Annotated in this window: 20 protein-coding genes and 1 pseudogene; 11 read left to right on the forward strand and 10 right to left on the reverse strand. The window is 48.5% G+C overall.

What is annotated here, in order from left to right; all coding sequences use genetic code 11:
- Window positions 1-36: 36 nt before the first annotated feature.
- Window positions 37-2,715 (reverse strand): bifunctional acetaldehyde-CoA/alcohol dehydrogenase, encoded by a 2,679-nt coding sequence (gene adhE / locus FDW96_RS07070; protein ID WP_061381232.1) that lies wholly within the window; start codon window positions 2,713-2,715, stop codon window positions 37-39.
- A 487-nt stretch (window positions 2,716-3,202) separates the two neighbouring features.
- Here adhE and ychE point away from each other — a divergent pair, with 487 nt between their 5' ends.
- The 7 genes from ychE to FDW96_RS07105 all read left to right on the forward strand — a co-directional run bounded on the left by ychE (window position 3,203) and on the right by FDW96_RS07105 (window position 11,128).
- Entirely contained in the window at window positions 3,203-3,850 is a 648-nt protein-coding gene (gene ychE, locus FDW96_RS07075; RefSeq protein ID WP_042308505.1) for an NAAT family transporter YchE, read from the forward strand.
- Window positions 3,851-4,623: 773 nt separating this feature from the next.
- Complete coding sequence (gene oppA / locus FDW96_RS07080; RefSeq protein ID WP_061381233.1) at window positions 4,624-6,255, forward strand: oligopeptide ABC transporter substrate-binding protein OppA; 1,632 nt, start codon at window positions 4,624-4,626, stop codon at window positions 6,253-6,255.
- A gap of 120 nt (window positions 6,256-6,375) precedes the next feature.
- The gene (gene oppB / locus FDW96_RS07085) at window positions 6,376-7,296 is read left to right on the forward strand and encodes an oligopeptide ABC transporter permease OppB (RefSeq protein WP_061381234.1); all 921 of its coding nucleotides are present in this window, start codon (window positions 6,376-6,378) and stop codon (window positions 7,294-7,296) included.
- Window positions 7,297-7,310: 14 nt separating this feature from the next.
- Window positions 7,311-8,219: an oligopeptide ABC transporter permease OppC gene (gene oppC / locus FDW96_RS07090; RefSeq protein ID WP_137365421.1), complete on the forward strand. Its 909-nt coding sequence runs from the start codon at window positions 7,311-7,313 to the stop codon at window positions 8,217-8,219.
- A gap of 11 nt (window positions 8,220-8,230) precedes the next feature.
- Window positions 8,231-9,244, forward strand: a complete 1,014-nt coding sequence (oppD, locus tag FDW96_RS07095) for a murein tripeptide/oligopeptide ABC transporter ATP-binding protein OppD (protein ID WP_038641097.1) — start codon at window positions 8,231-8,233, stop codon at window positions 9,242-9,244.
- Complete coding sequence (oppF, locus tag FDW96_RS07100; protein WP_061381235.1) at window positions 9,241-10,245, forward strand: murein tripeptide/oligopeptide ABC transporter ATP-binding protein OppF; 1,005 nt, start codon at window positions 9,241-9,243, stop codon at window positions 10,243-10,245. The genes oppD and oppF overlap by 4 nt, the downstream gene beginning before the upstream one ends.
- Window positions 10,246-10,291: 46 nt before the next feature.
- The gene (locus FDW96_RS07105) at window positions 10,292-11,128 is read left to right on the forward strand and encodes an ion transporter (protein WP_038641095.1); all 837 of its coding nucleotides are present in this window, start codon (window positions 10,292-10,294) and stop codon (window positions 11,126-11,128) included.
- Window positions 11,129-11,161: 33 nt separating this feature from the next.
- Here the strand turns inward: FDW96_RS07105 and FDW96_RS07110 are convergent, their stop codons facing one another.
- Together FDW96_RS07110 and cls are read right to left on the reverse strand one after the other, a co-directional pair.
- Complete coding sequence (locus FDW96_RS07110) at window positions 11,162-11,491, reverse strand: HI1450 family dsDNA-mimic protein (RefSeq protein WP_003020691.1); 330 nt, start codon at window positions 11,489-11,491, stop codon at window positions 11,162-11,164.
- 34 nt (window positions 11,492-11,525) lie between these two features.
- Window positions 11,526-12,986 (reverse strand): cardiolipin synthase, encoded by a 1,461-nt coding sequence (cls, locus tag FDW96_RS07115; protein WP_137365422.1) that lies wholly within the window; start codon window positions 12,984-12,986, stop codon window positions 11,526-11,528.
- Between the two features lie 142 nt (window positions 12,987-13,128).
- Between cls and FDW96_RS07120 the strand changes: the two genes are divergently transcribed.
- Both FDW96_RS07120 and FDW96_RS25025 read left to right on the forward strand, forming a co-directional pair.
- Window positions 13,129-13,302, forward strand: a complete 174-nt coding sequence (locus FDW96_RS07120; protein ID WP_094301000.1) for a YciY family protein — start codon at window positions 13,129-13,131, stop codon at window positions 13,300-13,302.
- Between the two features lie 223 nt (window positions 13,303-13,525).
- On the forward strand, window positions 13,526-13,687 hold the full coding sequence (locus FDW96_RS25025; RefSeq protein ID WP_169742009.1) for a hypothetical protein: 162 nt from the start codon (window positions 13,526-13,528) through the stop codon (window positions 13,685-13,687).
- Between the two features lie 67 nt (window positions 13,688-13,754).
- Here the strand turns inward: FDW96_RS25025 and FDW96_RS07125 are convergent, their stop codons facing one another.
- A complete protein-coding gene (locus FDW96_RS07125; protein ID WP_137365423.1) occupies window positions 13,755-14,069 on the reverse strand; it encodes a hypothetical protein in 315 nt (104 codons plus the stop codon).
- 308 nt (window positions 14,070-14,377) lie between these two features.
- Window positions 14,378-14,674, reverse strand: a complete 297-nt coding sequence (locus FDW96_RS07130; protein WP_137365424.1) for a YciI family protein — start codon at window positions 14,672-14,674, stop codon at window positions 14,378-14,380.
- A gap of 224 nt (window positions 14,675-14,898) precedes the next feature.
- Between FDW96_RS07130 and tonB the strand changes: the two genes are divergently transcribed.
- Entirely contained in the window at window positions 14,899-15,615 is a 717-nt protein-coding gene (gene tonB, locus FDW96_RS07135; protein ID WP_137365677.1) for a TonB system transport protein TonB, read from the forward strand.
- Between the two features lie 87 nt (window positions 15,616-15,702).
- On the opposite strand, the gene yciA is transcribed toward tonB, so the two are convergent.
- The 4 genes and pseudogenes from yciA to FDW96_RS25390 all read right to left on the reverse strand — a co-directional run.
- Window positions 15,703-16,104 (reverse strand): acyl-CoA thioester hydrolase YciA, encoded by a 402-nt coding sequence (gene yciA, locus FDW96_RS07140; protein WP_038640996.1) that lies wholly within the window; start codon window positions 16,102-16,104, stop codon window positions 15,703-15,705.
- 164 nt (window positions 16,105-16,268) lie between these two features.
- Window positions 16,269-16,808, reverse strand: a complete 540-nt coding sequence (locus FDW96_RS07145) for a septation protein A (RefSeq protein WP_042308056.1) — start codon at window positions 16,806-16,808, stop codon at window positions 16,269-16,271.
- Window positions 16,809-16,862: 54 nt separating this feature from the next.
- Window positions 16,863-17,606, reverse strand: a complete 744-nt coding sequence (locus FDW96_RS07150; RefSeq protein ID WP_042308057.1) for a YciC family protein — start codon at window positions 17,604-17,606, stop codon at window positions 16,863-16,865.
- 28 nt (window positions 17,607-17,634) lie between these two features.
- Window positions 17,635-17,721: pseudogene (locus FDW96_RS25390) on the reverse strand (YkgJ family cysteine cluster protein); the annotation flags it as partial.
- 283 nt (window positions 17,722-18,004) lie between these two features.
- Between FDW96_RS25390 and ompW the strand changes: the two are divergent.
- The gene (gene ompW, locus FDW96_RS07155; protein ID WP_042308058.1) at window positions 18,005-18,643 is read left to right on the forward strand and encodes an outer membrane protein OmpW; all 639 of its coding nucleotides are present in this window, start codon (window positions 18,005-18,007) and stop codon (window positions 18,641-18,643) included.
- Between the two features lie 65 nt (window positions 18,644-18,708).
- Here ompW and FDW96_RS07160 read toward each other — a convergent pair whose 3' ends face one another.
- A complete protein-coding gene (locus tag FDW96_RS07160) occupies window positions 18,709-20,289 on the reverse strand; it encodes a phosphoethanolamine transferase (RefSeq protein ID WP_137365425.1) in 1,581 nt (526 codons plus the stop codon).
- Window positions 20,290-20,715 lie beyond the last annotated feature (426 nt).

The raw sequence follows: 20,715 nt of genomic DNA on the forward strand, positions 1-20,715 counted from the left end.
ACCGTTTAGAGTCAGACTAAAACTTATCTGAACGAATTAAGCGGATTTCTTCGCTTTTTTCTCAGCTTTCGGTGCAGCTGCTACTTCAGGCTTAGCAGTGGTTTCACCTTCGGTGTACTCACGGCCGTAGTAGGTATCCAGCAGAATCTGCTTCAGCTCAGCAATCAGCGGATAACGCGGGTTAGCACCAGTACACTGGTCGTCAAACGCATCTTCAGACAGTTTGTCAACGTGTGCCAGGAAGTCAGCTTCCTGCACGCCAGCTTCACGGATAGACTTAGGAATACCCAGTTCAGCTTTGATTTCGTCCAGCCAGCCCAGCAGTTTCTGGATTTTCGCGGCAGTACGGTCGCCCGGTGCGCTCAGACCCAGGTGGTCAGCAATTTCAGCGTAGCGACGACGTGCCTGAGGACGGTCGTACTGGCTGAATGCTGTCTGTTTAGTCGGGTTGTCGTTCGCGTTGTAACGAATAACGTTGCTAATCAGCAGGGCGTTCGCCAGACCGTGAGGAATGTGGAACTGAGAACCCAGCTTGTGCGCCATAGAGTGACATACACCCAGGAAGGCGTTCGCAAACGCGATACCGGCGATGGTCGCTGCACTGTGTACACGCTCACGGGCTACCGGGTTCTTGGAACCTTCGTGGTAGGACGCCGGCAGGTTTTCTTTCAGCAGTTTCAGCGCCTGCAGAGCCTGACCGTCAGAGAACTCAGAGGCCAGTACGGAAACGTAAGCTTCCAGAGCGTGAGTGACGGCATCCAGACCACCGAACGCACACAGGGACTTCGGCATATCCATCACCAGGTTGGCATCGACAATCGCCATATCCGGGGTCAGCGCGTAGTCAGCCAGCGGGTATTTCTGGCCGGTTGCGTCGTCGGTTACTACCGCAAACGGTGTTACTTCAGAACCGGTACCGGAAGTGGTGGTGACGGCGATCATTTTCGCTTTCACGCCCATTTTCGGGAACTTGTAGATACGTTTACGGATGTCCATAAAGCGCAGCGCCAGTTCTTCGAAGTGGGTTTCCGGATGTTCGTACATAACCCACATAATTTTCGCGGCGTCCATCGGGGAACCACCACCCAGCGCGATAATCACATCTGGTTTGAAGGAGTTAGCCAGCTCAGCGCCTTTGCGCACAACGCTCAGAGTCGGGTCAGCTTCAACTTCGAAGAACACTTCGGTTTCAACGCCAGCCGCTTTCAGCACAGAGGTGATCTGGTCAGCATAACCATTGTTGAACAGGAAGCGGTCGGTCACGATCAGCGCACGTTTGTGACCATCAGTAATCACTTCATCCAGCGCGATTGGCAGAGAGCCACGACGGAAGTAGATAGATTTCGGAAGTTTGTGCCACAACATGTTTTCAGCTCGCTTAGCAACGGTTTTCTTGTTGATCAGGTGCTTAGGACCAACGTTTTCAGAGATGGAGTTACCACCCCAGGAACCACAACCCAGAGTCAGGGAAGGTGCGAGTTTGAAGTTGTACAGGTCACCGATACCACCCTGAGAAGCAGGGGTGTTGATCAGGATACGCGCGGTTTTCATCATCTGACCGAAGTAAGCAACGCGTTCTGGCTGGTTATCCTGGTCGGTGTACAGGCAAGAGGTATGACCGATACCGCCCATCGCAACCAGTTTCTCAGCTTTGTCCACTGCGTCTTCGAAGTCTTTCGCACGATACATAGCCAGTGTCGGAGACAGTTTTTCGTGAGCAAAAGGCTCGCTTTCGTCAACAACCTTAACTTCACCGATCAGAATCTTAGTGGTTTCTGGTACGGAGAAGCCTGCCAGCTCAGCAATTTTGTAGGCCGGCTGACCAACGATAGCGGCGTTCAGCGCGCCATTTTTCAGGATAACGTCCTGAACAGCTTTCAGCTCTTTGCCCTGCAGCAGGTAGCCGCCGTGTGTGGCGAAGCGCTCACGTACTGCGTCATATACAGAGTCAACCACGACAACAGACTGTTCAGAAGCACAGATCACACCGTTGTCGAAGGTTTTAGACATCAGAACAGATGCAACAGCGCGTTTGATATCAGCGGTTTCGTCGATAACAACAGGGGTGTTACCTGCGCCTACGCCGATTGCTGGTTTACCAGAGCTGTATGCCGCTTTAACCATGCCTGGACCACCGGTCGCAAGGATCAGGTTGATGTCCGGGTGGTGCATCAGTGCGTTAGACAGTTCTACGGAAGGTTGATCGATCCAGCCGATCAAGTCTTTCGGTGCGCCAGCAGCGATTGCCGCTTGCAGAACGATGTCAGCAGCTTTGTTAGTGGCATCTTTAGCACGCGGATGCGGAGAGAAGATGATGGCGTTACGGGTCTTCAGGCTGATCAGCGATTTGAAGATAGCAGTAGAAGTCGGGTTAGTGGTTGGAACGATACCGCAGATGATACCAATCGGTTCAGCAATAGTAATGGTACCGAAAGTGTCGTCTTCAGACAGCACACCACAGGTTTTTTCATCTTTGTAAGCGTTGTAAATGTATTCAGAAGCAAAGTGGTTTTTAATCACTTTATCTTCGACGATGCCCATGCCAGATTCGGCAACGGCCATTTTCGCGAGAGGGATTCGAGCGTCTGCGGCAGCCAGAGCGGCGGCGCGGAAGATTTTGTCAACCTGTTCTTGAGTGAAACTGGCATATTCACGCTGGGCTTTTTTTACGCGCTCTACAAGTGCGTTAAGTTCAGCGACATTAGTAACAGCCATAATGCTCTCCTGATAATGTTAAACTTTTTTAGTAAATCATCTGCTCGATACGAGAGTATAGACAGACCGACGAAAATTTGTGTAACGGTTTGAAAATCAAACGGTTAATTAACGCCCACTTTACCTTGATTTACTAAAAGAGCTTATACGCAAGCGCCAGTTAACTCTCACGCTTTACCTCCAGGGGACGTAAGCAAGGTTACTCACTTCTGAGTAGTAATTGCGTGATCTGGATCAAAATTTCGCAAAGCTGACACCTTTCAGCAGGCCCTTTTAGCGTTTATCGGTAAGTGTTAAAAAATTGGTGTGGTGAATGCTAATCACATTAGCATATTTAATACATATTAATAACACTAAGTATTAGTAGCGTATTTACGTAGATATACGCAGATAGGAGGTGAAGTATGCTGACAAAAGGCGTATCTTCAGCGCGGATTTTATCACTTTTTATGACTCATTTTATCCGGCTAACGCTTCGGAGCTAACCGTGATCCAAACGCTATTTGATTTTCCTGTTTATTTTAAATTTTTTGTTGGGTTATTTGCCCTGGTCAACCCGGTAGGGATCATCCCTGTCTTTATCAGTATGACCAGCTATCAAACTGCGGCTGCGCGAAATAAAACCAATCTCACGGCAAACCTGTCGGTCGCTATCATCCTGTGGACTTCGCTGTTCCTGGGAGACGGTATTCTGCAACTTTTCGGTATCTCTATAGATTCGTTCAGGATTGCTGGCGGTATTCTGGTTGTGACCATTGCGATGTCGATGATTAGCGGAAAACTTGGTGAAGATAAGCAGAACAAACAGGAAAAATCAGAAACGGCCATTCGTGAAAGCATTGGCGTGGTGCCGTTGGCATTGCCGTTGATGGCGGGGCCGGGGGCAATTAGCTCGACTATCGTTTGGGGGACGCGATACCACAGTGCAATTAACCTGTTTGGCTTTTTTATCGCGATTGCGTTGTTTGCCTTGTGTTGCTGGGGGCTGTTTCGCATGGCACCGTGGCTAGTGCGCTTGCTGGGCCAAACGGGTATCAACGTCATTACGCGTATTATGGGGCTGTTACTCATGGCCTTAGGGATTGAATTTATTGTTACTGGTATCAAATCCATTTTCCCCGGTTTGCTTGCCTGATATTCCTTCTTGAGTACAAGCGGAGCCGCTGCAGGCTCCGCTTCCTTTCATTATCAGTAAAACTTCTCACTAAAGTTGATAATCAGCATAACAACAATGAAAAATGCTGATGGTTAACGATTTAGTTATTCATTGATTTTATGGATATAACACTCAGCGCTGCGTCAGAGGGAGCACGATATTGCTGTTATTTTATTAACATCATACTCTGGGGCTTGCTGTGGGATTATCGAAATGTTATTAGTTATTTCAGCGTTTTTTTTAGATGAATGTGCTAATTAACAACCAATTGTTAAATTTATGTGCATTTTGGCGTGGGGTTGAGACCGGACAGGGGAGTCAACCATGATAATCAGCTAATTCGTTGATTATTAATGTTTTATTGTTATGGGTTTTCATTCGCAAGCCTTTGCCAGTGACATTTATTTCTAATAAAAGAGAATTAGTTAACAAATTTGTAAAATGTATTGGCGGTGAAGAAACGCATTTGGTACTTTCCGGCCAGGTATTTGGCAGAAGAATTGACGTTGATGAGAATGATTTTCAGTTGCCTTCTCTCAACAGGGTAATAGCGTGTTTCCGGCAGGGGAGACACGTAGATAATCGACGCAAGGCGGTCGTACGAATCGCCAGAATAAATAAAGTCGGTGATAGCAAGCAGTAAAACAATAAACCACCTGACGGCAGAAAATCTCCGGTGCCGTACAGGGATCCTGACAGGATTAACAGTCTGGTTAAAAAACCAGCCATAATAATGAGGGAGTACAAACACAATGACGATCATCACTAAAAAAAGTTTAGTCGCTGCGGGGATCCTCACTGCGCTAATCGCTGGAAATGTGGCCACGGCGGCAGTTGTGCCAGCGGGTGTGCAGCTTGCTGAAAAGCAGACTCTGGTGCGTAATAACGGTTCGGAAGTTCAGTCTCTCGATCCACATAAAATCGAAGGTGTACCGGAATCCAACATTAGCCGGGACCTGTTTGAAGGTTTATTAATCAGTGATGTCGATGGCAAACCATCGCCGGGCGTGGCTGAAAAATGGGATAATAAAGATTTTAAAGTCTGGACATTCCATCTGCGTAAAGATGCTAAATGGTCTGATGGTACGCCTGTTACCGCGCAAGATTTTGTGTATAGCTGGCAACGTTTGGCGAACCCAAATACTGCCTCACCGTACGCCAGTTATTTGCAGTACGGTCATATCGTCAATATTGATGACATCATCGCCGGTAAAAAGCCGGTCACCGATCTCGGTGTGAAAGCGATTGACGATCATACTTTTGAAGTCACCCTGAGCGAACCTGTTCCTTATTTCTACAAACTGCTCGTGCACTCTTCCGTTTCACCGGTTCCTAAAGCCGCCGTAGAAAAATACGGTGATAAGTGGACCCAGCCCGCGAACATTGTCACTAACGGCGCGTATAAACTGAAGGACTGGGTGGTTAACGAGCGCATTGTGCTTGAGCGTAATACCAACTACTGGGACAACGCCAAAACCATTATTAACCAGGTAACCTACCTGCCAATTTCTTCTGAAGTGACTGACGTTAACCGCTATCGCAGCGGTGAAATCGACATGACCTATAACAACATGCCGATCGAGTTATTCCAGAAACTGAAAAAAGAGATCCCGAACGAAGTTCACGTTGACCCGTATCTGTGCACCTATTACTACGAAATCAACAACCAGAAAGCACCGTTCAACGATGTTCGTGTTCGTACCGCTCTGAAGCTAGCGATGGATCGTGACATCATCGTCAACAAAGTGAAAAATCAGGGCGACCTGCCTGCCTATAGCTTTACCCCTCCTTACACCGATGGCGCGAAACTGGTCGAGCCAGAGTGGTTCAAATGGTCACAGGAAAAACGTAATGAAGAAGCGAAGAAACTGCTGGCTGAAGCCGGTTATACCGCTGAAAAACCGTTGACCTTTGACCTGCTGTATAACACCTCAGACCTGCACAAGAAACTGGCTATCGCCGCGGCATCTATCTGGAAGAAAAATCTGGGCGCTAACGTCAAGCTGGAAAACCAGGAGTGGAAAACATTCCTCGATACGCGCCATCAGGGCAACTATGATGTTTCACGTGCGGGCTGGTGCGCGGATTACAACGAGCCGACTTCCTTCCTGAATATGGTGCTGTCCGACAGCTCCAACAACACGGTTCACTATAAGAGCCCTGCATTTGACAAGCTGATTGCAGACACCCTGAAAGTGACAGATGAAGCGCAGCGTAGTGAGCTGTATTCGAAAGCGGAGCAGCAACTGGATAAAGATTCTGCGATTGTACCGGTTTATTACTATGTTAACGCCCGCCTGGTGAAACCATGGGTTGGCGGATACTCCGGTAAAGACCCGATGGATAATATCCATGTAAAAGACTTGTATATTATCAAGCATTAATGGCAAGACGTGGGGCAATCATTTTGCCCCACAGTGTCTTTTTCTTCGAACTATTAACACCTCTTTACCTGAAGATCTGGGTAGAAGAGGTGTAAAGGCACACGCCAGAAGGTACGGGCAATGTTAAAATTCATATTACGTCGCTGTCTGGAAGCGATTCCGACGCTGTTTATTCTTATTACGATTTCATTCTTTATGATGCGCCTTGCGCCGGGTAGTCCATTCACCGGTGAACGCGCATTGCCGCCAGAAGTGCTGGCTAATATTGAAGCGAAATATCATCTCAACGATCCCATCTCCACACAGTATTTCAGCTACCTGAAACAGCTGGCGCATGGTGATTTTGGACCATCCTTTAAATACAAAGATTACACGGTTAACGACCTTGTCGCTTCAAGTTTTCCGGTGTCAGCGAAGCTTGGCGCTGCGGCATTTATTCTGGCGGTGCTCGTCGGCGTTAGCGCTGGGGTGATCGCCGCACTGAAGCAAAATACGCGCTGGGACTACACGGTTATGGGGATCGCGATGACCGGGGTGGTTATTCCCAGTTTCGTCGTTGCTCCCTTATTGGTCATGATATTTGCCATAACGTTGAAATGGCTGCCCGGCGGCGGCTGGAACGGCGGGGCGTTGAAATTTATGATCCTGCCGATGGTGGCGTTATCGCTCGCCTATATCGCCAGTATCGCCCGTATTACTCGCGGCTCGATGATTGAAGTGCTGCACTCAAACTTTATTCGTACCGCGCGAGCTAAAGGACTGCCGATGCGGCGGATTATTTTCCGCCATGCGTTAAAGCCTGCGTTACTTCCCGTGCTGTCTTATATGGGGCCTGCGTTTGTCGGCATTATTACCGGCTCAATGGTTATTGAAACAATCTATGGTTTGCCGGGCATTGGGCAACTGTTCGTGAATGGCGCTTTAAACCGCGACTATTCGCTGGTGCTGAGTCTGACCATTCTGGTCGGTACGCTGACTATTGTGTTTAATGCGATTGTCGATGTGCTGTATGCCGTTATCGATCCGAAGATTCGTTACTGATACTGGAGCTCGCTATGATGTTAAGTAAGAAAAACAGCGAGGCGCTGGAAAATTTCAGTGAGAAGCTGGAGGTTGAAGGTCGCAGCCTGTGGCAGGACGCGCGTCGACGTTTTATGCATAACCGCGCGGCGGTGGCAAGCCTGGTAGTGCTGGTGATTATTGCGCTATTTGTGACGCTGGCGCCAATGCTGTCGCAGTTTACCTACTTTGATACCGACTGGGGAATGATGTCCAGCGCGCCGGATATGGAGTCCGGGCACTATTTTGGCACCGACTCATCGGGTCGCGACCTGCTGGTGCGTGTGGCGATTGGCGGGCGCATCTCGCTGATGGTCGGTATTGCCGCCGCGTTGGTGGCGGTCTTGGTTGGCACGCTATATGGTTCATTGTCAGGTTATCTCGGCGGTAAAATCGACTCGGTGATGATGCGCCTGCTGGAAATCCTCAACTCCTTCCCGTTCATGTTCTTCGTGATTCTGCTGGTGACCTTCTTTGGGCAAAACATTCTGCTGATTTTTGTCGCTATCGGGATGGTTTCCTGGCTGGATATGGCACGTATCGTGCGTGGACAAACGCTGAGCCTGAAGCGCAAAGAGTTTATTGAAGCGGCGCAAGTCGGCGGGGTGTCTACCGTGCGCATCGTTATCCGCCATATTGTGCCAAACGTGCTGGGCGTAGTGGTGGTATATGCTTCGTTGCTGGTGCCCAGCATGATTCTGTTTGAATCCTTCCTGAGTTTTCTGGGGCTAGGGACGCAGGAGCCGTTAAGTAGCTGGGGCGCACTGCTGAGTGATGGTGCCAACTCAATGGAAGTATCGCCATGGCTGTTGCTGTTCCCGGCCGGTTTCCTGGTGGTTACTTTGTTCTGTTTTAACTTTATTGGCGATGGCTTGCGTGATGCCCTCGACCCGAAAGACCGTTAAGGAGCGCCGCCATGAGCGTAATTGAGACCGCAACCGCGCCGCTCGCGCAACAACAGGCTAACGCACTGCTGAACGTTAAGGATCTGCGAGTGACGTTTGCCACCCCCGATGGCGATGTTACTGCAGTAAACGATTTAAACTTTTCCCTGCGAGCCGGAGAAACGTTGGGTATTGTGGGTGAGTCCGGTTCGGGCAAATCGCAAACCGCGTTTGCCCTGATGGGGCTGCTGGCGGCGAATGGCCGTATCGGAGGTTCCGCTACGTTTAACGGGCGTGAAATATTGAATTTACCGGAGCACGAGCTGAACAAACTGCGCGCCGAGCAAATCTCAATGATTTTTCAGGATCCGATGACCTCTCTGAATCCGTACATGCGGGTCGGAGAGCAACTGATGGAAGTTCTCATGCTGCATAAAGGCATGAGTAAAGCAGAAGCGTTTGAAGAGTCAGTAAAAATGCTGGATGCGGTGAAAATGCCGGAAGCGCGCAAGCGCATGAAGATGTATCCGCATGAATTCTCTGGCGGAATGCGTCAGCGCGTAATGATCGCCATGGCGCTGCTGTGCAGACCAAAATTATTGATCGCCGATGAGCCGACTACCGCGCTCGATGTTACGGTACAGGCGCAAATTATGACGCTGCTGAATGAACTGAAAAGTGAATTTAACACCGCAATTATCATGATCACCCACGATCTGGGGGTTGTCGCCGGTATTTGTGACAAAGTGCTGGTGATGTACGCTGGACGAACCATGGAATATGGCAGCGCACGGGATGTCTTTTATAAGCCCGTTCATCCGTATTCAATTGGTCTGCTGAATGCCGTACCTCGTCTGGATGCTGAAGGGGAAGAGATGTTGACTATCCCGGGCAACCCACCGAACCTGCTTCGTCTGCCAAAAGGCTGTCCATTCCAGCCCCGCTGCCCGCATGCGATGGAAATCTGTAGCAGTGCTCCGCCACTGGAAGAGTTTAGCCCGGGCCGCCTGCGCGCCTGCTTTAAACCCGTGGAGGAACTGGTATGAATACGGTCATCGAACAACGAAAAGTACTCCTTGAAATTGCCGATTTAAAGGTCCATTTCGACATTAAAGACGGCAAGCAGTGGTTTTGGCAACCGTCTAAATCCCTCAAAGCGGTTGATGGCGTGACCCTGCGATTGTATGAAGGTGAAACCTTAGGCGTGGTGGGGGAGTCCGGCTGCGGAAAATCGACCTTTGCTCGGGCGATTATCGGTCTGGTGAAAGCCACTGATGGAAAGGTCGCCTGGTTGGGTAAAGATTTGCTGGGGATGAAACCCGATGAATGGCGCGAGGTGCGCAGTGATATCCAGATGATTTTCCAGGATCCGCTGGCATCATTAAACCCGCGTATGACCATTGGTGAAATTATTGCCGAGCCGCTGCGGACTTATCATCCGAAACTGCCGGGGCAGGAAGTCCGTGACCGCGTGAAGGCAATGATGATGAAGGTTGGGTTGCTGCCAAACCTGATTAACCGTTACCCGCATGAGTTTTCCGGCGGCCAATGTCAGCGTATCGGTATTGCCCGCGCACTGATTCTTGAACCGAAACTGATTATCTGTGATGAACCGGTTTCTGCGCTGGACGTATCCATTCAGGCCCAGGTCGTCAACCTCCTGCAGCAGCTACAGCGTGAAATGGGGCTGTCATTAATTTTCATTGCCCACGACCTGGCGGTGGTTAAGCATATCTCCGATCGCGTACTGGTGATGTATCTCGGACACGCCGTGGAATTAGGCACCTATGACGAGGTGTACCATAATCCGCTGCACCCTTATACCAAAGCGCTAATGTCTGCTGTGCCGATCCCCGATCCGGATATGGAAAGGAACAAAGTTATCCAGTTGCTGGAAGGCGAGTTGCCGTCGCCGATTAATCCTCCTTCGGGCTGTGTGTTCCGTACGCGCTGCCCGATTGCCGGACCAGAGTGTGCAAAAACACGCCCGGTTCTCGAAGGCAGTTTTCGACACGCCGTTTCCTGCCTGAAAGTAGACCCGCTATAATCGTGAGGGCTGACAAAGGTCAGCCCTTCTTTTTGGTGAGGTATTTGTGTCTGGCTTAGTTTCTTCTGTTCGCCGTACGCTTTATCGTACATTATTTGATTTAGACACACGCTCGGGGCGCCGTTTTGAAGGTATGTGCGCACTGTTCGCGCTGCTCAGCGTGATTGTTATCTTCGTTGAGTCCGGGGTCGGGACGCAATACCATTTGACCTTTGAGGAGTGGCGCGTATTCGTCTGGCTGGAAGTCTTTATCACTCTGGTCTTTACTCTCGAATATCTGTTGCGATTATGCTGCTGGGCTAATCCCGCTAAATATGTCTTTAGCTTCTGGGGGATTATTGATCTTGCCACCATTCTGCCACTGTATGTGATGTGGTTATGGCCGGAAATCAGTCTGAGTTATGTTTTCGCCTGGCGGGCGATGCGTGTTCTGCGTGTCCTGCGAATTCTCAAACTGCTGCGCTTTATGCCTTCCCTGCGTATATTCTGGAGCGCAATAAAAAGCGCCCGGCATCAGCTAATCTTGTTCTATTCATTTATTGCCATTCTGATGATTGTATTCGGCGCGCTAATGTATCTGATTGAAGGACCCAAATATGGTTTTAGTACGCTGAATGCATCAGTGTATTGGGCCATCGTCACGGTAACCACCGTCGGCTATGGCGATATCACGCCCCACACGCCGCTCGGGCGCATGGTAGCGTCAGTGCTGATTTTGATCGGTTATTCCGTGATTGCGATCCCGACAGGTTTGATAACGACGCATATGAGCAGTGCGTTCCAGCATCGGCAGAATCAGCGTAAATGTCCGCAGTGTCAGCAAAGTCAGCATGAGCACAGCGCGCAGTTTTGTAACCGGTGCGGAAGCAAATTACCGGGATAAAAGTAAAAAAGCTGCGAGAGCAGCTTTTTTTAATTATTCGCGCCAGAGAATGTGGCAGAGCTTGTGGTCTTTTTCGCGACACAACAGAACGCGGGCAAAAATATCGTTAATCTCGCCGTCTTCGGTATCTGCCAGACCAATCACCACTTCGGCAAAGAAGTCAGGATTCAGGTCAAAATCGACGTGTTCCTGCCAGTCCTCTGCCGGGTCAAATAATTCTGCACCGCCGCGCTCTTCAAACTGCAAATTGAACAGAATGATATCTGCCGGATCGAGGTTGTCCGCAGCCAGTTCGAGAAAAATATCGTAAGCCTGCTCAAGCGTTTCGTCTTCGGTCAGGCGGTTGTTCAAATCCATATCCATAATGACTACCTGTTTACTGTCTGATTGGCACGTTTTACAGCAACGGGCTAAAGAAGTAAAACAGTCGCTCGGCGATCCGCTGCCAGAGTGGTCGTTTTACCCACAAACGGGCATCAAGCAGGCGGGAACGAGAAATATAATCATCCTGCACTGCGGCGAGGTCGCCTCCGAACCCGGCATCATCTATAACCAGCGTGATTTCAAAATTCAGCCACAAACTGCGCATATCCAGGTTAACGGTCCCGACCAGGCTCAGTTCTCCATCAACCAGTACGCTCTTGGTGTGCAGCAAGCCGCCTTCAAACTGATAGATTTTGACGCCCGCGGCCAGCAGTTCGGTGAAAAAGGCCCGGCTTGCCCAGCCAACCAGCAGGGAATCATTCTTCCGCGGAAGAATGATACTGACGTCGACCCCACGCTGTGCTGCTGTACAGATCGCATGCAGTAAATCATCGCTGGGGACGAAATAGGGCGTGGTCATAATTAAATATTCACGCGCCGAATAAGTAGCAGTTAATAGCGCCTGATGGATCAAATCTTCAGGGAAACCAGGACCTGAGGCGATAGTGTGAATGGTGTGACCGCTGGCCTGCTCAAACGGCATGATATTGACGTCCGGCGGCGGGGGTAAAATGCGTTTTCCGGTTTCAATTTCCCAGTCGCAGGAGTAGACAATGCCCATCGCGGTGGCAACAGGTCCTTCCATTCTCGCCATCAAATCGACCCATTGCCCCACGCCCGCATCCTGCTTAAAGAAGCGCGGGTCGACCATGTTCATGCTGCCGGTATAAGCAATATAGTTGTCGATCATCACCATCTTACGGTGCTGGCGCAGGTCCATTCGGCGCAAAAATACACGCATCAGGTTAACCTTGAGGGCTTCGACAACTTCAATACCCGCATTACGCATCATCGCCGCCCACGGGCTACGGAAGAATGCCACGCTGCCGGCAGAGTCCAGCATCAGGCGGCAGTGAACGCCTCTTCTGGCGGCCGCCATTAACGATTCGGCAACCTGATCGGCCATACCACCCGGTTGCCAGATGTAGAACACCATCTCGATGTTATGACGCGCCAGTTGAATATCACGGATCAACGCCTGCATCACGTCATCGGAACTGGTGAGCAGTTGCAGTTGATTCCCCTTAACGCCGGCGATTCCCTGACGACGCTCGCACAGCTTAAATAATGAAGAAGCAACGCTGCTGTTTTCCTGCGCAAAAATATGTTCACAGGCTTTGAGGTCGTTCAGCCATTTGGCCGTGGAAGGCCACATTGCCCGGGCGCGTTCGGCGCGGCGTTTACCCAGATGGAGTTCACCGAAGGACAGATAAGCTATGATCCCTACCAATGGCAGTATATAGATGATCAACAGCCATGCCATTGCGGAGGGCACTGCGCGTCGCTTCATTAGAATGCGTAATGTGACGCCAGCAATGAGTACCCAGTAACCCAGAATGACCAGCCAACTCACCACGGTGTAGAAGGTTGTCATAAATTTAAAAATCCTTTTGAAAGCGTATTGTTAAGAGTTTACGCATCAGGATAAATCTGGCAAATAAAAACACGGGAAAACCTCTGGTCTGCATTCGGTGTGGCGTTATAATGGCCGCTCAGTGACTGGAAGAGTAGTTAACATGAAGCGTAGTAGAACGGAAGTGGGACGCTGGCGGATGCAGCGTCAGGCTAGCCGCCGTAAAGCACGTTGGCTTGAAGGACAATCGCGTCGTAACATGCGTATCCACACCATCAGAAAGTGTATTCTGAATCATCAACGTAACTCGTTGCTGTTTGCAATCCACAGTATCTGATCTCAAAAGGGCACCGCTGGTGGTGCCCAATGAGTACTTGAGCAAACACCATCCTTTTTTTCGTTCTTCTTATATTCATGCTATGTCACAGCGTCCCTGCCATAATGCTTCCTGATTTATTGATTGCTCGTACTGAGAATGTTTGTAACAATACTCAGGAAGTGTCTAAAAATTATAAATTATTATTTGTATTTTCTCGTTGTAATTCAAAAATGGAGTTAAGATGAAATATATAGTGGCGCTCATGCTGAGTTTCGCTCTGTCTGGGTGCACAGCCGGCGACTGGATTAATGCGGCTGGTGGAATAATGCAGGCCACAGATAAAAATCAAAAAGATGCCAGGACCAAGCGAATAAATGCAGCCAATAAAGCTGCAGGTTATTAAGAGGTAAACCCGACAATACCACGTCTGAAAGAATCTCAGACGTGGTGCTTGACACGGCAGAGAATAATTATGAGTTAAATATTCCCCGGGCTTTCGCCTCCTGACAGGTGATATAGCCATAATGCTTGCGCTGCCCGTTGCCATCAAACGCAACATAAAAAGGTGTTGTTGCATCTCCTTGTTTTAGCGTGTAATTCATGCATTTCCCATTGATTTCAGCAACATGCATTTCGCTGTCCGGGTTCCCGCCTGCTGCAATGATTTTCTCTGGTGTGGTATCTGACGCGTACGTGGCCTGAACAATTGGGTTATTATCAAATTGCATAAAACTAAAGCTGCAAGCACTTAATAAGGGGGCGAGGATGAGGCTTAAATAACGCATCGAATATCCTTGTAGAGTGTGAAATCCGTGAGAAAACGATGGCGAAAAAGACCCTGCTAAAATAATCTTATCTGTTTCCAGTCATCATTTATCTATGCTAAAACTCTGGCATTATACATAAAATGCTTCGCCGCACAATGTTATGCCTGATAATCTGCAGGTGTAATCATTTGGTATTACATGGGATGTAGTGTTGACTACGCAAATAATAAAGGTGCATTGATTATGATATATTCGAATGCACCCATGGAAAATGATAAGCGGAGGGATAGTCACCCAGCTTATTAATATTTCGGTAAGCCGGGAGGTTAAAAAACCTTCTTATAGGGTTTCACAGAAACCTGCGCGTACACGCCAGCAGCCACATAGGGGTCGGCTTCTGCCCACGCCTGCGCGGCCTCGATAGAATCAAATTCTGCAATCACCGTCGAGCCGGTAAAACCCGCGACACCAGGATCGTTACTGTCAACGGCTGGCATCGGTCCTGCCGTGAGCAGTCGTCCTTCGTCATGCAGGAGTTGCAGACGGGCCAGATGAGCAGGGCGCACGGAAAGGCGTTTGTCGAGAGAGTCTGCGATATCTTGAGCATAAATAACGTACAGCACGGGTAGAGCTCCTTAATCGGTAAAAGTCGTTAATTACGTTATTGGAAAGGCATGTCAACTGCAACGTAAAGATAACGGATTTGTTAAGACCACATTCTCATGAAGGTTTTTTTACATAAAATCGTGTCTTAAATGCAGCTTACCGTCCAGACCTTATTGAATATGATTGCTATTTGCATTTAAAATCAGTGCCTGGTTTTTTAACTGAAACGATTATGACTTCAATGACCCTTGATTTACCTCGTCGCTTTCCCTGGCCAACGTTACTCTCCGTCGGTATCCATAGTGCTGTAGTGGCGGGTCTATTGTATACCTCGGTACATCAGGTTATTGAACTGCCTGCGCCAGCGCAGCCGATCTCCGTTACGATGGTCGCGCCTGCCGATCTCGAACCACCTCAGGCCGTTCAGCCGCCGCCGGAACCCGTCGTCGAGCCTGAACCGGAACCAGAGCCGATCCCGGAGCCGCCAAAAGAGGCGCCGGTAGTGATTGAAAAACCGAAGCCCAAGCCTAAACCGAAGCCAAAACCGGTAAAAAAAGTGGTAGAGCAGCCCAAACGTGATGCTAAACCAGCAGAGCCGCGTCCGGCGTCCCCGTTTGAAAACACGGCGCCAGCGCGTCCAACGACCAGTAGCGCGCCGGCAACCAGTAAACTGGCGGTAAGTGCGCCAGCAGGCCCACGCGCTTTAAGCCGAAATCAGCCACAGTATCCGGCGCGAGCACAGGCGTTGCGCATAGAGGGGCGCGTCAAAGTCAAATTTGACGTTACACCAGACGGGCGTGTTGAAAATGTGGAAATACTGTCCGCGCAGCCGGCGAATATGTTTGAGCGTGAAGTAAAAAATGCGATGCGCAGATGGCGCTATGAAGCCGGTAAACCAGGTTCCGGACTGGTAGTGAATATCGTGTTCCGTCTGAACGGCGCAACGCAGATCGAATAAGGCGCAAGCCGGATTTGGCGGTTCGCCGCCATCCGGCAATAAGCAATGAATTGTGTGATTGCCGGATGGCGATGCTATCGTGACTTATCAGCCCAGGGTAGGGATTGGGCGAGGCTTACCGTCTTTATCAACGGCAACATAGATAAACAGGGCTTCGGTGGCTTTATAGCGCTGGCCGATAGGTTCTGAAGCAACTTTCTTCACCCAGACTTCAATATTAATGCTGATCGAAGTCGTCCCGCGCTTCACGCAGCGCGCATAGCAACAAACCACATCACCTACGGCAACCGGGCGTAAAAAGCTCATTCCTTCAACGCGCACTGTTACCACACGACCATGCGCGATCTCTTTGGCCTGAATAGCGCCACCTATATCCATTTGTGACATCAGCCAGCCGCCAAAAATATCACCGTTCGCGTTGGTATCGGCAGGCATAGCCAGAGTGCGTAAAACCAGTTCACCCTGGGGAGTATTATTCGTTGTTGTCATTGTTGAACCGACTATAGAGAAAGATTACAGGCGCGATGCTACTAGAATTTGCGCGTTGAGAACAGAGGGATGCGGCGTGTGGAGCGGAAGTTAGCCGGGTTAATGGCAATGAGGAACGTGAGGGGATAAAAATTCGCCAGATCGGTTGATCTGGCGAGCAAGTATTACGATTTATCTTCCTGCGGCAGATGGCGGTAAATATAGACACCGCTCAGCAGCGTGAACAATAAGGTCAGGGCTGTCAGGCCGAATACTTTAAAGTTGACCCAAATATTCTGCGGCAGCCAAAAAGCGATATAGATATTCGCCAGACCACACAGAATGAAAAAGATGGCCCAGGCTACATTAAGCTTCGACCACACTGGCTGCGGCAGGGTAAGCTCTTTGCCTAACATCCGCTGAATCAGCGGCTTTTTCATCACCCACTGGCTAACCAGCAGCGCACCGGCAAACAGTCCGTAAATCACCGTAACTTTCCACTTAATGAATTCATCGTTGTGGAAGAAGATGGTCAGGCCGCCGAATACGGCCACCAGAACAAAGGTGATTAACGCCATCTTCTCGACCTTGCGATAGCGAACCCAGCTGTAAATCAGAACCACAGCCGTCGCAACAATCAGTGCCGAGGTCGCCGCGTAGATGTCGTAAAGCTTATAAAAAGCAAAAAAGACAACCAGCGGTAAAAAATCAAGAAACTGCTTCATTCATCGATTCCGTCATCAAAAGCACCAGGCATGCGCCTGGTATGCGTTCAGGGTTTATTGGCGAATCAGCATGTACAGGCGGAACAAATAGATCAGCAACACGGCGGAGATCATATTGCTCAGAGTATTCGCCAATACCGCGCCTACGTTCGGCGTAAGTACCGCAAAACTTGGCGCAAAAAGCAACAGCAGCGTTTTTGCCAGCAGCCAACCGATCACTGCCGGCGCTACCAGTCGCATATTAGACCATGCCAGACGCACACTGTTGCGCATAGCGGCAAAGACACCCATTTTATCCTGTACCAACATCACCGGTGCGAGTGCTAACAGGATGGCCAGCAGAATACCGGGCACAACCACCAGCATAATACCGATTTGTACCAGCAGAGTAGTCAGAAAAATCAGAATAAACAGCTTAGGCAGTACTGGCGCACTGGCGCCGATGGCGCGTAACGCGCTGACCCGATGACCTGCTGAAATCAGCTGAATCATCAGGATGATACCTCCCGCGAGGATGGCATTACCAATCAGGCCTGAAAATGTCGACGCCGCGGAAGCGCGTAGCAGAATTTGCTGTTGCTCCGGGGTCATATTTTGTACCAGATCAAACAGACCCACGCTACTGGTTAACTGATCCCCTTCACTGAGTTGCGCAATTTGGGCGTCGGTGGGAGAAAAGGCATGCCCTAACACCACTGTGATAAACGCGCACAACAACGATACCAGCAAGATGGTAATGAATTGATTACGGAAAAAGTTTCCCGTGTCACGGTAAACGGATTTCGCCGTGATAGACATGCACTCTCCTTGAGTTTTGCAGGTGTTCATTTGCGGGCAATTGTACCCTGGATAACTCTACAGTGGCAGCATCGCGCGATGTATGGAAAGGCATATCTTTGTAAAGCTCCGGTAATTTTTGGCTATGACTTCAGCGTTATGCAAGAACGCTGGTTGTTCTCTGCCCATCATGAGCAAATAAGCAACGCTTATCATCAGCGGGTGTCGGACACTTGCATGGCGAAAATATATCAAAATTGATCTGAATTAATTTAACCAGGATTTTGAATGCAAGTTCTAACTTAATCTGGATCAATAAATGTTAAATTATCAAAGTCAATGTGATCCAGGTAAGATCACTTATTACTCCAATGTGGGTATATTTGTTCCGCTTTTATAACCATAACGATGGAGCGGACATGAAAAAATTAACAGTTGCAGCATTGGCTTTAACAACTCTTCTCTCTGGTAACGCATTCGCGCATGAGGCTGGAGAATTCTTCATTCGTGCGGGTTCTGCCACCGTCAGGCCGACGGAAGGTGCGGGGGGAACGCTGGGAAGTTTAGGCGGCTTTGATGTCAGTAATAACACCCAGTTGGGGCTAACATTCACTTACATGGCAACCGACAATATCGGTGTTGAATTACTGGCTGCGACGCCGTTCCGTCATAAAATTGGGACTGCCACGACGGGCGATATTGCCACTGTGCACCACTTACCGCCGACGTTAATGGCACAATGGTACTTCGGCGACTCCAGCAGCAAACTGCGTCCTTACGTTGGCGTCGGTGTGAACTACACCACCTTCTTCGATGAGGGCTTTAATGATAACGGCAAAAAAACCGGCTTATCGGACCTGAGTCTGAAAGATTCCTGGGGTGCGGCAGGGCAAGTCGGTATGGACTATCTGATTAACCGCGACTGGCTGATTAACATGTCGGTCTGGTACATGGATATCGATACCACAGCAAGTTACAAACTGGGTGGCGTCCAGCAGCGAGACAGCGTACGCCTCGATCCGTGGGTGTTTATGTTCTCTGCGGGTTATCGTTTTTAAATTTTTCTGTAAAGCCATTCTGCAAAACTGGTCGTTTTACGACCAGTTTTGCTAACTCTTCAGCATTAACGAACATCATTCCAGTTGTATTTTTTTCCTGTGGTATCCATGACGAAAATCTCCTTTTTGTAGTTTATTAACCAGGATTTCATAGACTTTTTCGCATTACCCTGACGATGGATGCCAAGCCACAATTCTGCAAGCGAATTAAGATCATCGGAAGACCACGGAGTATTATAATCTCCGGTGAACTTTGTTTTTTCATCAACTAACTGGCTGTACCAAATATACATGGGGATTTGTAATGCCTCTTTAGGCGGTCTGACACCACCGTGGGAATAAACCACAGAGCGTGCAGGATCACGGATCAGCGCATGATCGGAAAAATACATTACTGATGAGCGAGTGTTTTCCAGTTCATTGAATATATTACCCATAAGTTTATCGGTATAGCGAATTGAATTGTCATAACAGTCATCGGCTTTGCTTTGACCAAATAAGACAGTATCACTTTCTGGAAAACGTTGACAGGAAGGCTCATGACTGCCATATAAATGCAGGACAATAAGTTTCTTACCTGGTTTCTGTAATGCCTGATGCAATAACGGTAGCAAGGCCTCATCATAGCCATATTCTACCCATTCATGTTGATGTGCATTCATGGCAATCCCGGTAATTATATTGTTATGCGCACCTCCATTTCCCTGGCGACTGTACCAGTATGTATCATAGCCAGCCTGGTTTGTGATATTAATAATATTATCGCTGTAGTTACGAGGGTTACGGGTTTGCACTGAGTCAGCAGTAAGTGCCAGGGGGACGGCCATGATTGTTACCGGTGCAGGCGCAATCGCGTTCTGAAACAGTAAAAGTTGCTGCTTTTGTTTGATAAGTTCAGGTGTGGTATCCCTTGCGTATCCATAAATCCCCATGTTTAACGTACGCGCAGATTCCCCGATTATCAATATATAGTTTTCGATTCCTGTATCAGTTACTGTTATCTTATAATTTGGAATATTTGTACCAATATCAGAAATTATGGCGTTATCTTGCATCGCCTGCATAAACTCTTTTCCGGTACTTACTGGAGTGGAGCGGATCACTCGTTGTACCAGACTTTCAACATTACTTTTCCTTATCTGGTGGAGATAAGCTTGCGAAAATAAAAGAAAAATTATTAAGCCCAAAATAACCATTGGGTAGTGGCGAAATCGATAGGGTACAGGTCTCGCGCCAGTGTTTATAGAGTAAATAAAAAACATTACAAGTGTAAAGAACGTAACACAGTCACGCCAATATAATCTCAGCATCGCCACTGCTTCGCTGGGCGTTGTATTCAAAATACTTAACGCAAATCCATAACTAAATTCTGAACTGTAATTATTCCAGGCATGCAGTTGAAGAGTAATATCACCTGCGACGGGTATTAAAATTAAAGCGGCCAGAATATTTCTGAAAAAGACATACTGTATGCATCGCAATGAAAGCATGATCATGAAAAACACAAGCGTCCGATTAATTACAGCATTATATTTTGCATTCAAAACATTAACGCCTGCAATAATTAAAACAGAAATAATTAGCGGGGTAATTTTAAGTGGGCGCAAACCACTTCTGACCATTTGAAGGTTAAGTTGGATAGACATGATTTTTAATTTACGGACCCAAATATCCTGGCAAAGAAAATACTTTTAAGCATAAGAATTTCCTTCTTATGCGCTTTTATTGTTTATTCATGTAATTATTGAGGGTAAATAAGTTACATGTGGCAACCTCACAGACCTGTCCAGGGTGTGATCGCCTTTATGTCGCTTTATTCAATGCTATTTAGTCGTTGTCCTGTGGTTTGATTCCTTTGGCTATTGAAAATTGTACGGAGTAGATTTGAGTTAAGTAAAAATAGCGTTTGCTACGCTTTATGTTTGCATAACAATTAGGTTACGATTTGGTAACATGACCTAACTGAAATTATGATGGCCTTGTAAAAAATAACTGCATAACTCTGACACTATAATGATTTTAGCCTTGATGAGCCAATGCAATATTCATATTTAATATGGTTTACCTGCAAA

The organism is Citrobacter sp. TBCS-15 (assembly GCF_005280815.1).
GTDB classification, from domain to species: Bacteria; Pseudomonadota; Gammaproteobacteria; order Enterobacterales; family Enterobacteriaceae; genus Citrobacter; species Citrobacter werkmanii.

Excerpts from the sequence above, each read along its gene's own strand:
- adhE (WP_061381232.1), bottom strand. The coding sequence starts at position 2,715 with ATGGCTGTTACTAATGTCGCTGAACTTAACGCACTTGTAGAGCGCGTA.
- oppA (WP_061381233.1), top strand. The coding sequence starts at position 4,624 with ATGACGATCATCACTAAAAAAAGTTTAGTCGCTGCGGGGATCCTCACT.
- oppB (WP_061381234.1), top strand. The coding sequence starts at position 6,376 with ATGTTAAAATTCATATTACGTCGCTGTCTGGAAGCGATTCCGACGCTG.
- oppC (WP_137365421.1), top strand. The coding sequence starts at position 7,311 with ATGATGTTAAGTAAGAAAAACAGCGAGGCGCTGGAAAATTTCAGTGAG.
- oppD (WP_038641097.1), top strand. The coding sequence starts at position 8,231 with ATGAGCGTAATTGAGACCGCAACCGCGCCGCTCGCGCAACAACAGGCT.
- oppF (WP_061381235.1), top strand. The coding sequence starts at position 9,241 with ATGAATACGGTCATCGAACAACGAAAAGTACTCCTTGAAATTGCCGAT.
- FDW96_RS07110 (WP_003020691.1), bottom strand. The coding sequence starts at position 11,491 with ATGGATATGGATTTGAACAACCGCCTGACCGAAGACGAAACGCTTGAG.
- cls (WP_137365422.1), bottom strand. The coding sequence starts at position 12,986 with ATGACAACCTTCTACACCGTGGTGAGTTGGCTGGTCATTCTGGGTTAC.
- FDW96_RS07120 (WP_094301000.1), top strand. The coding sequence starts at position 13,129 with ATGAAGCGTAGTAGAACGGAAGTGGGACGCTGGCGGATGCAGCGTCAG.
- FDW96_RS25025 (WP_169742009.1), top strand. The coding sequence starts at position 13,526 with ATGAAATATATAGTGGCGCTCATGCTGAGTTTCGCTCTGTCTGGGTGC.
- FDW96_RS07125 (WP_137365423.1), bottom strand. The coding sequence starts at position 14,069 with ATGCGTTATTTAAGCCTCATCCTCGCCCCCTTATTAAGTGCTTGCAGC.
- tonB (WP_137365677.1), top strand. The coding sequence starts at position 14,899 with ATGACCCTTGATTTACCTCGTCGCTTTCCCTGGCCAACGTTACTCTCC.
- yciA (WP_038640996.1), bottom strand. The coding sequence starts at position 16,104 with ATGACAACAACGAATAATACTCCCCAGGGTGAACTGGTTTTACGCACT.
- FDW96_RS07145 (WP_042308056.1), bottom strand. The coding sequence starts at position 16,808 with ATGAAGCAGTTTCTTGATTTTTTACCGCTGGTTGTCTTTTTTGCTTTT.
- FDW96_RS07150 (WP_042308057.1), bottom strand. The coding sequence starts at position 17,606 with ATGTCTATCACGGCGAAATCCGTTTACCGTGACACGGGAAACTTTTTC.
- ompW (WP_042308058.1), top strand. The coding sequence starts at position 18,005 with ATGAAAAAATTAACAGTTGCAGCATTGGCTTTAACAACTCTTCTCTCT.
- FDW96_RS07160 (WP_137365425.1), bottom strand. The coding sequence starts at position 20,289 with ATGTCTATCCAACTTAACCTTCAAATGGTCAGAAGTGGTTTGCGCCCA.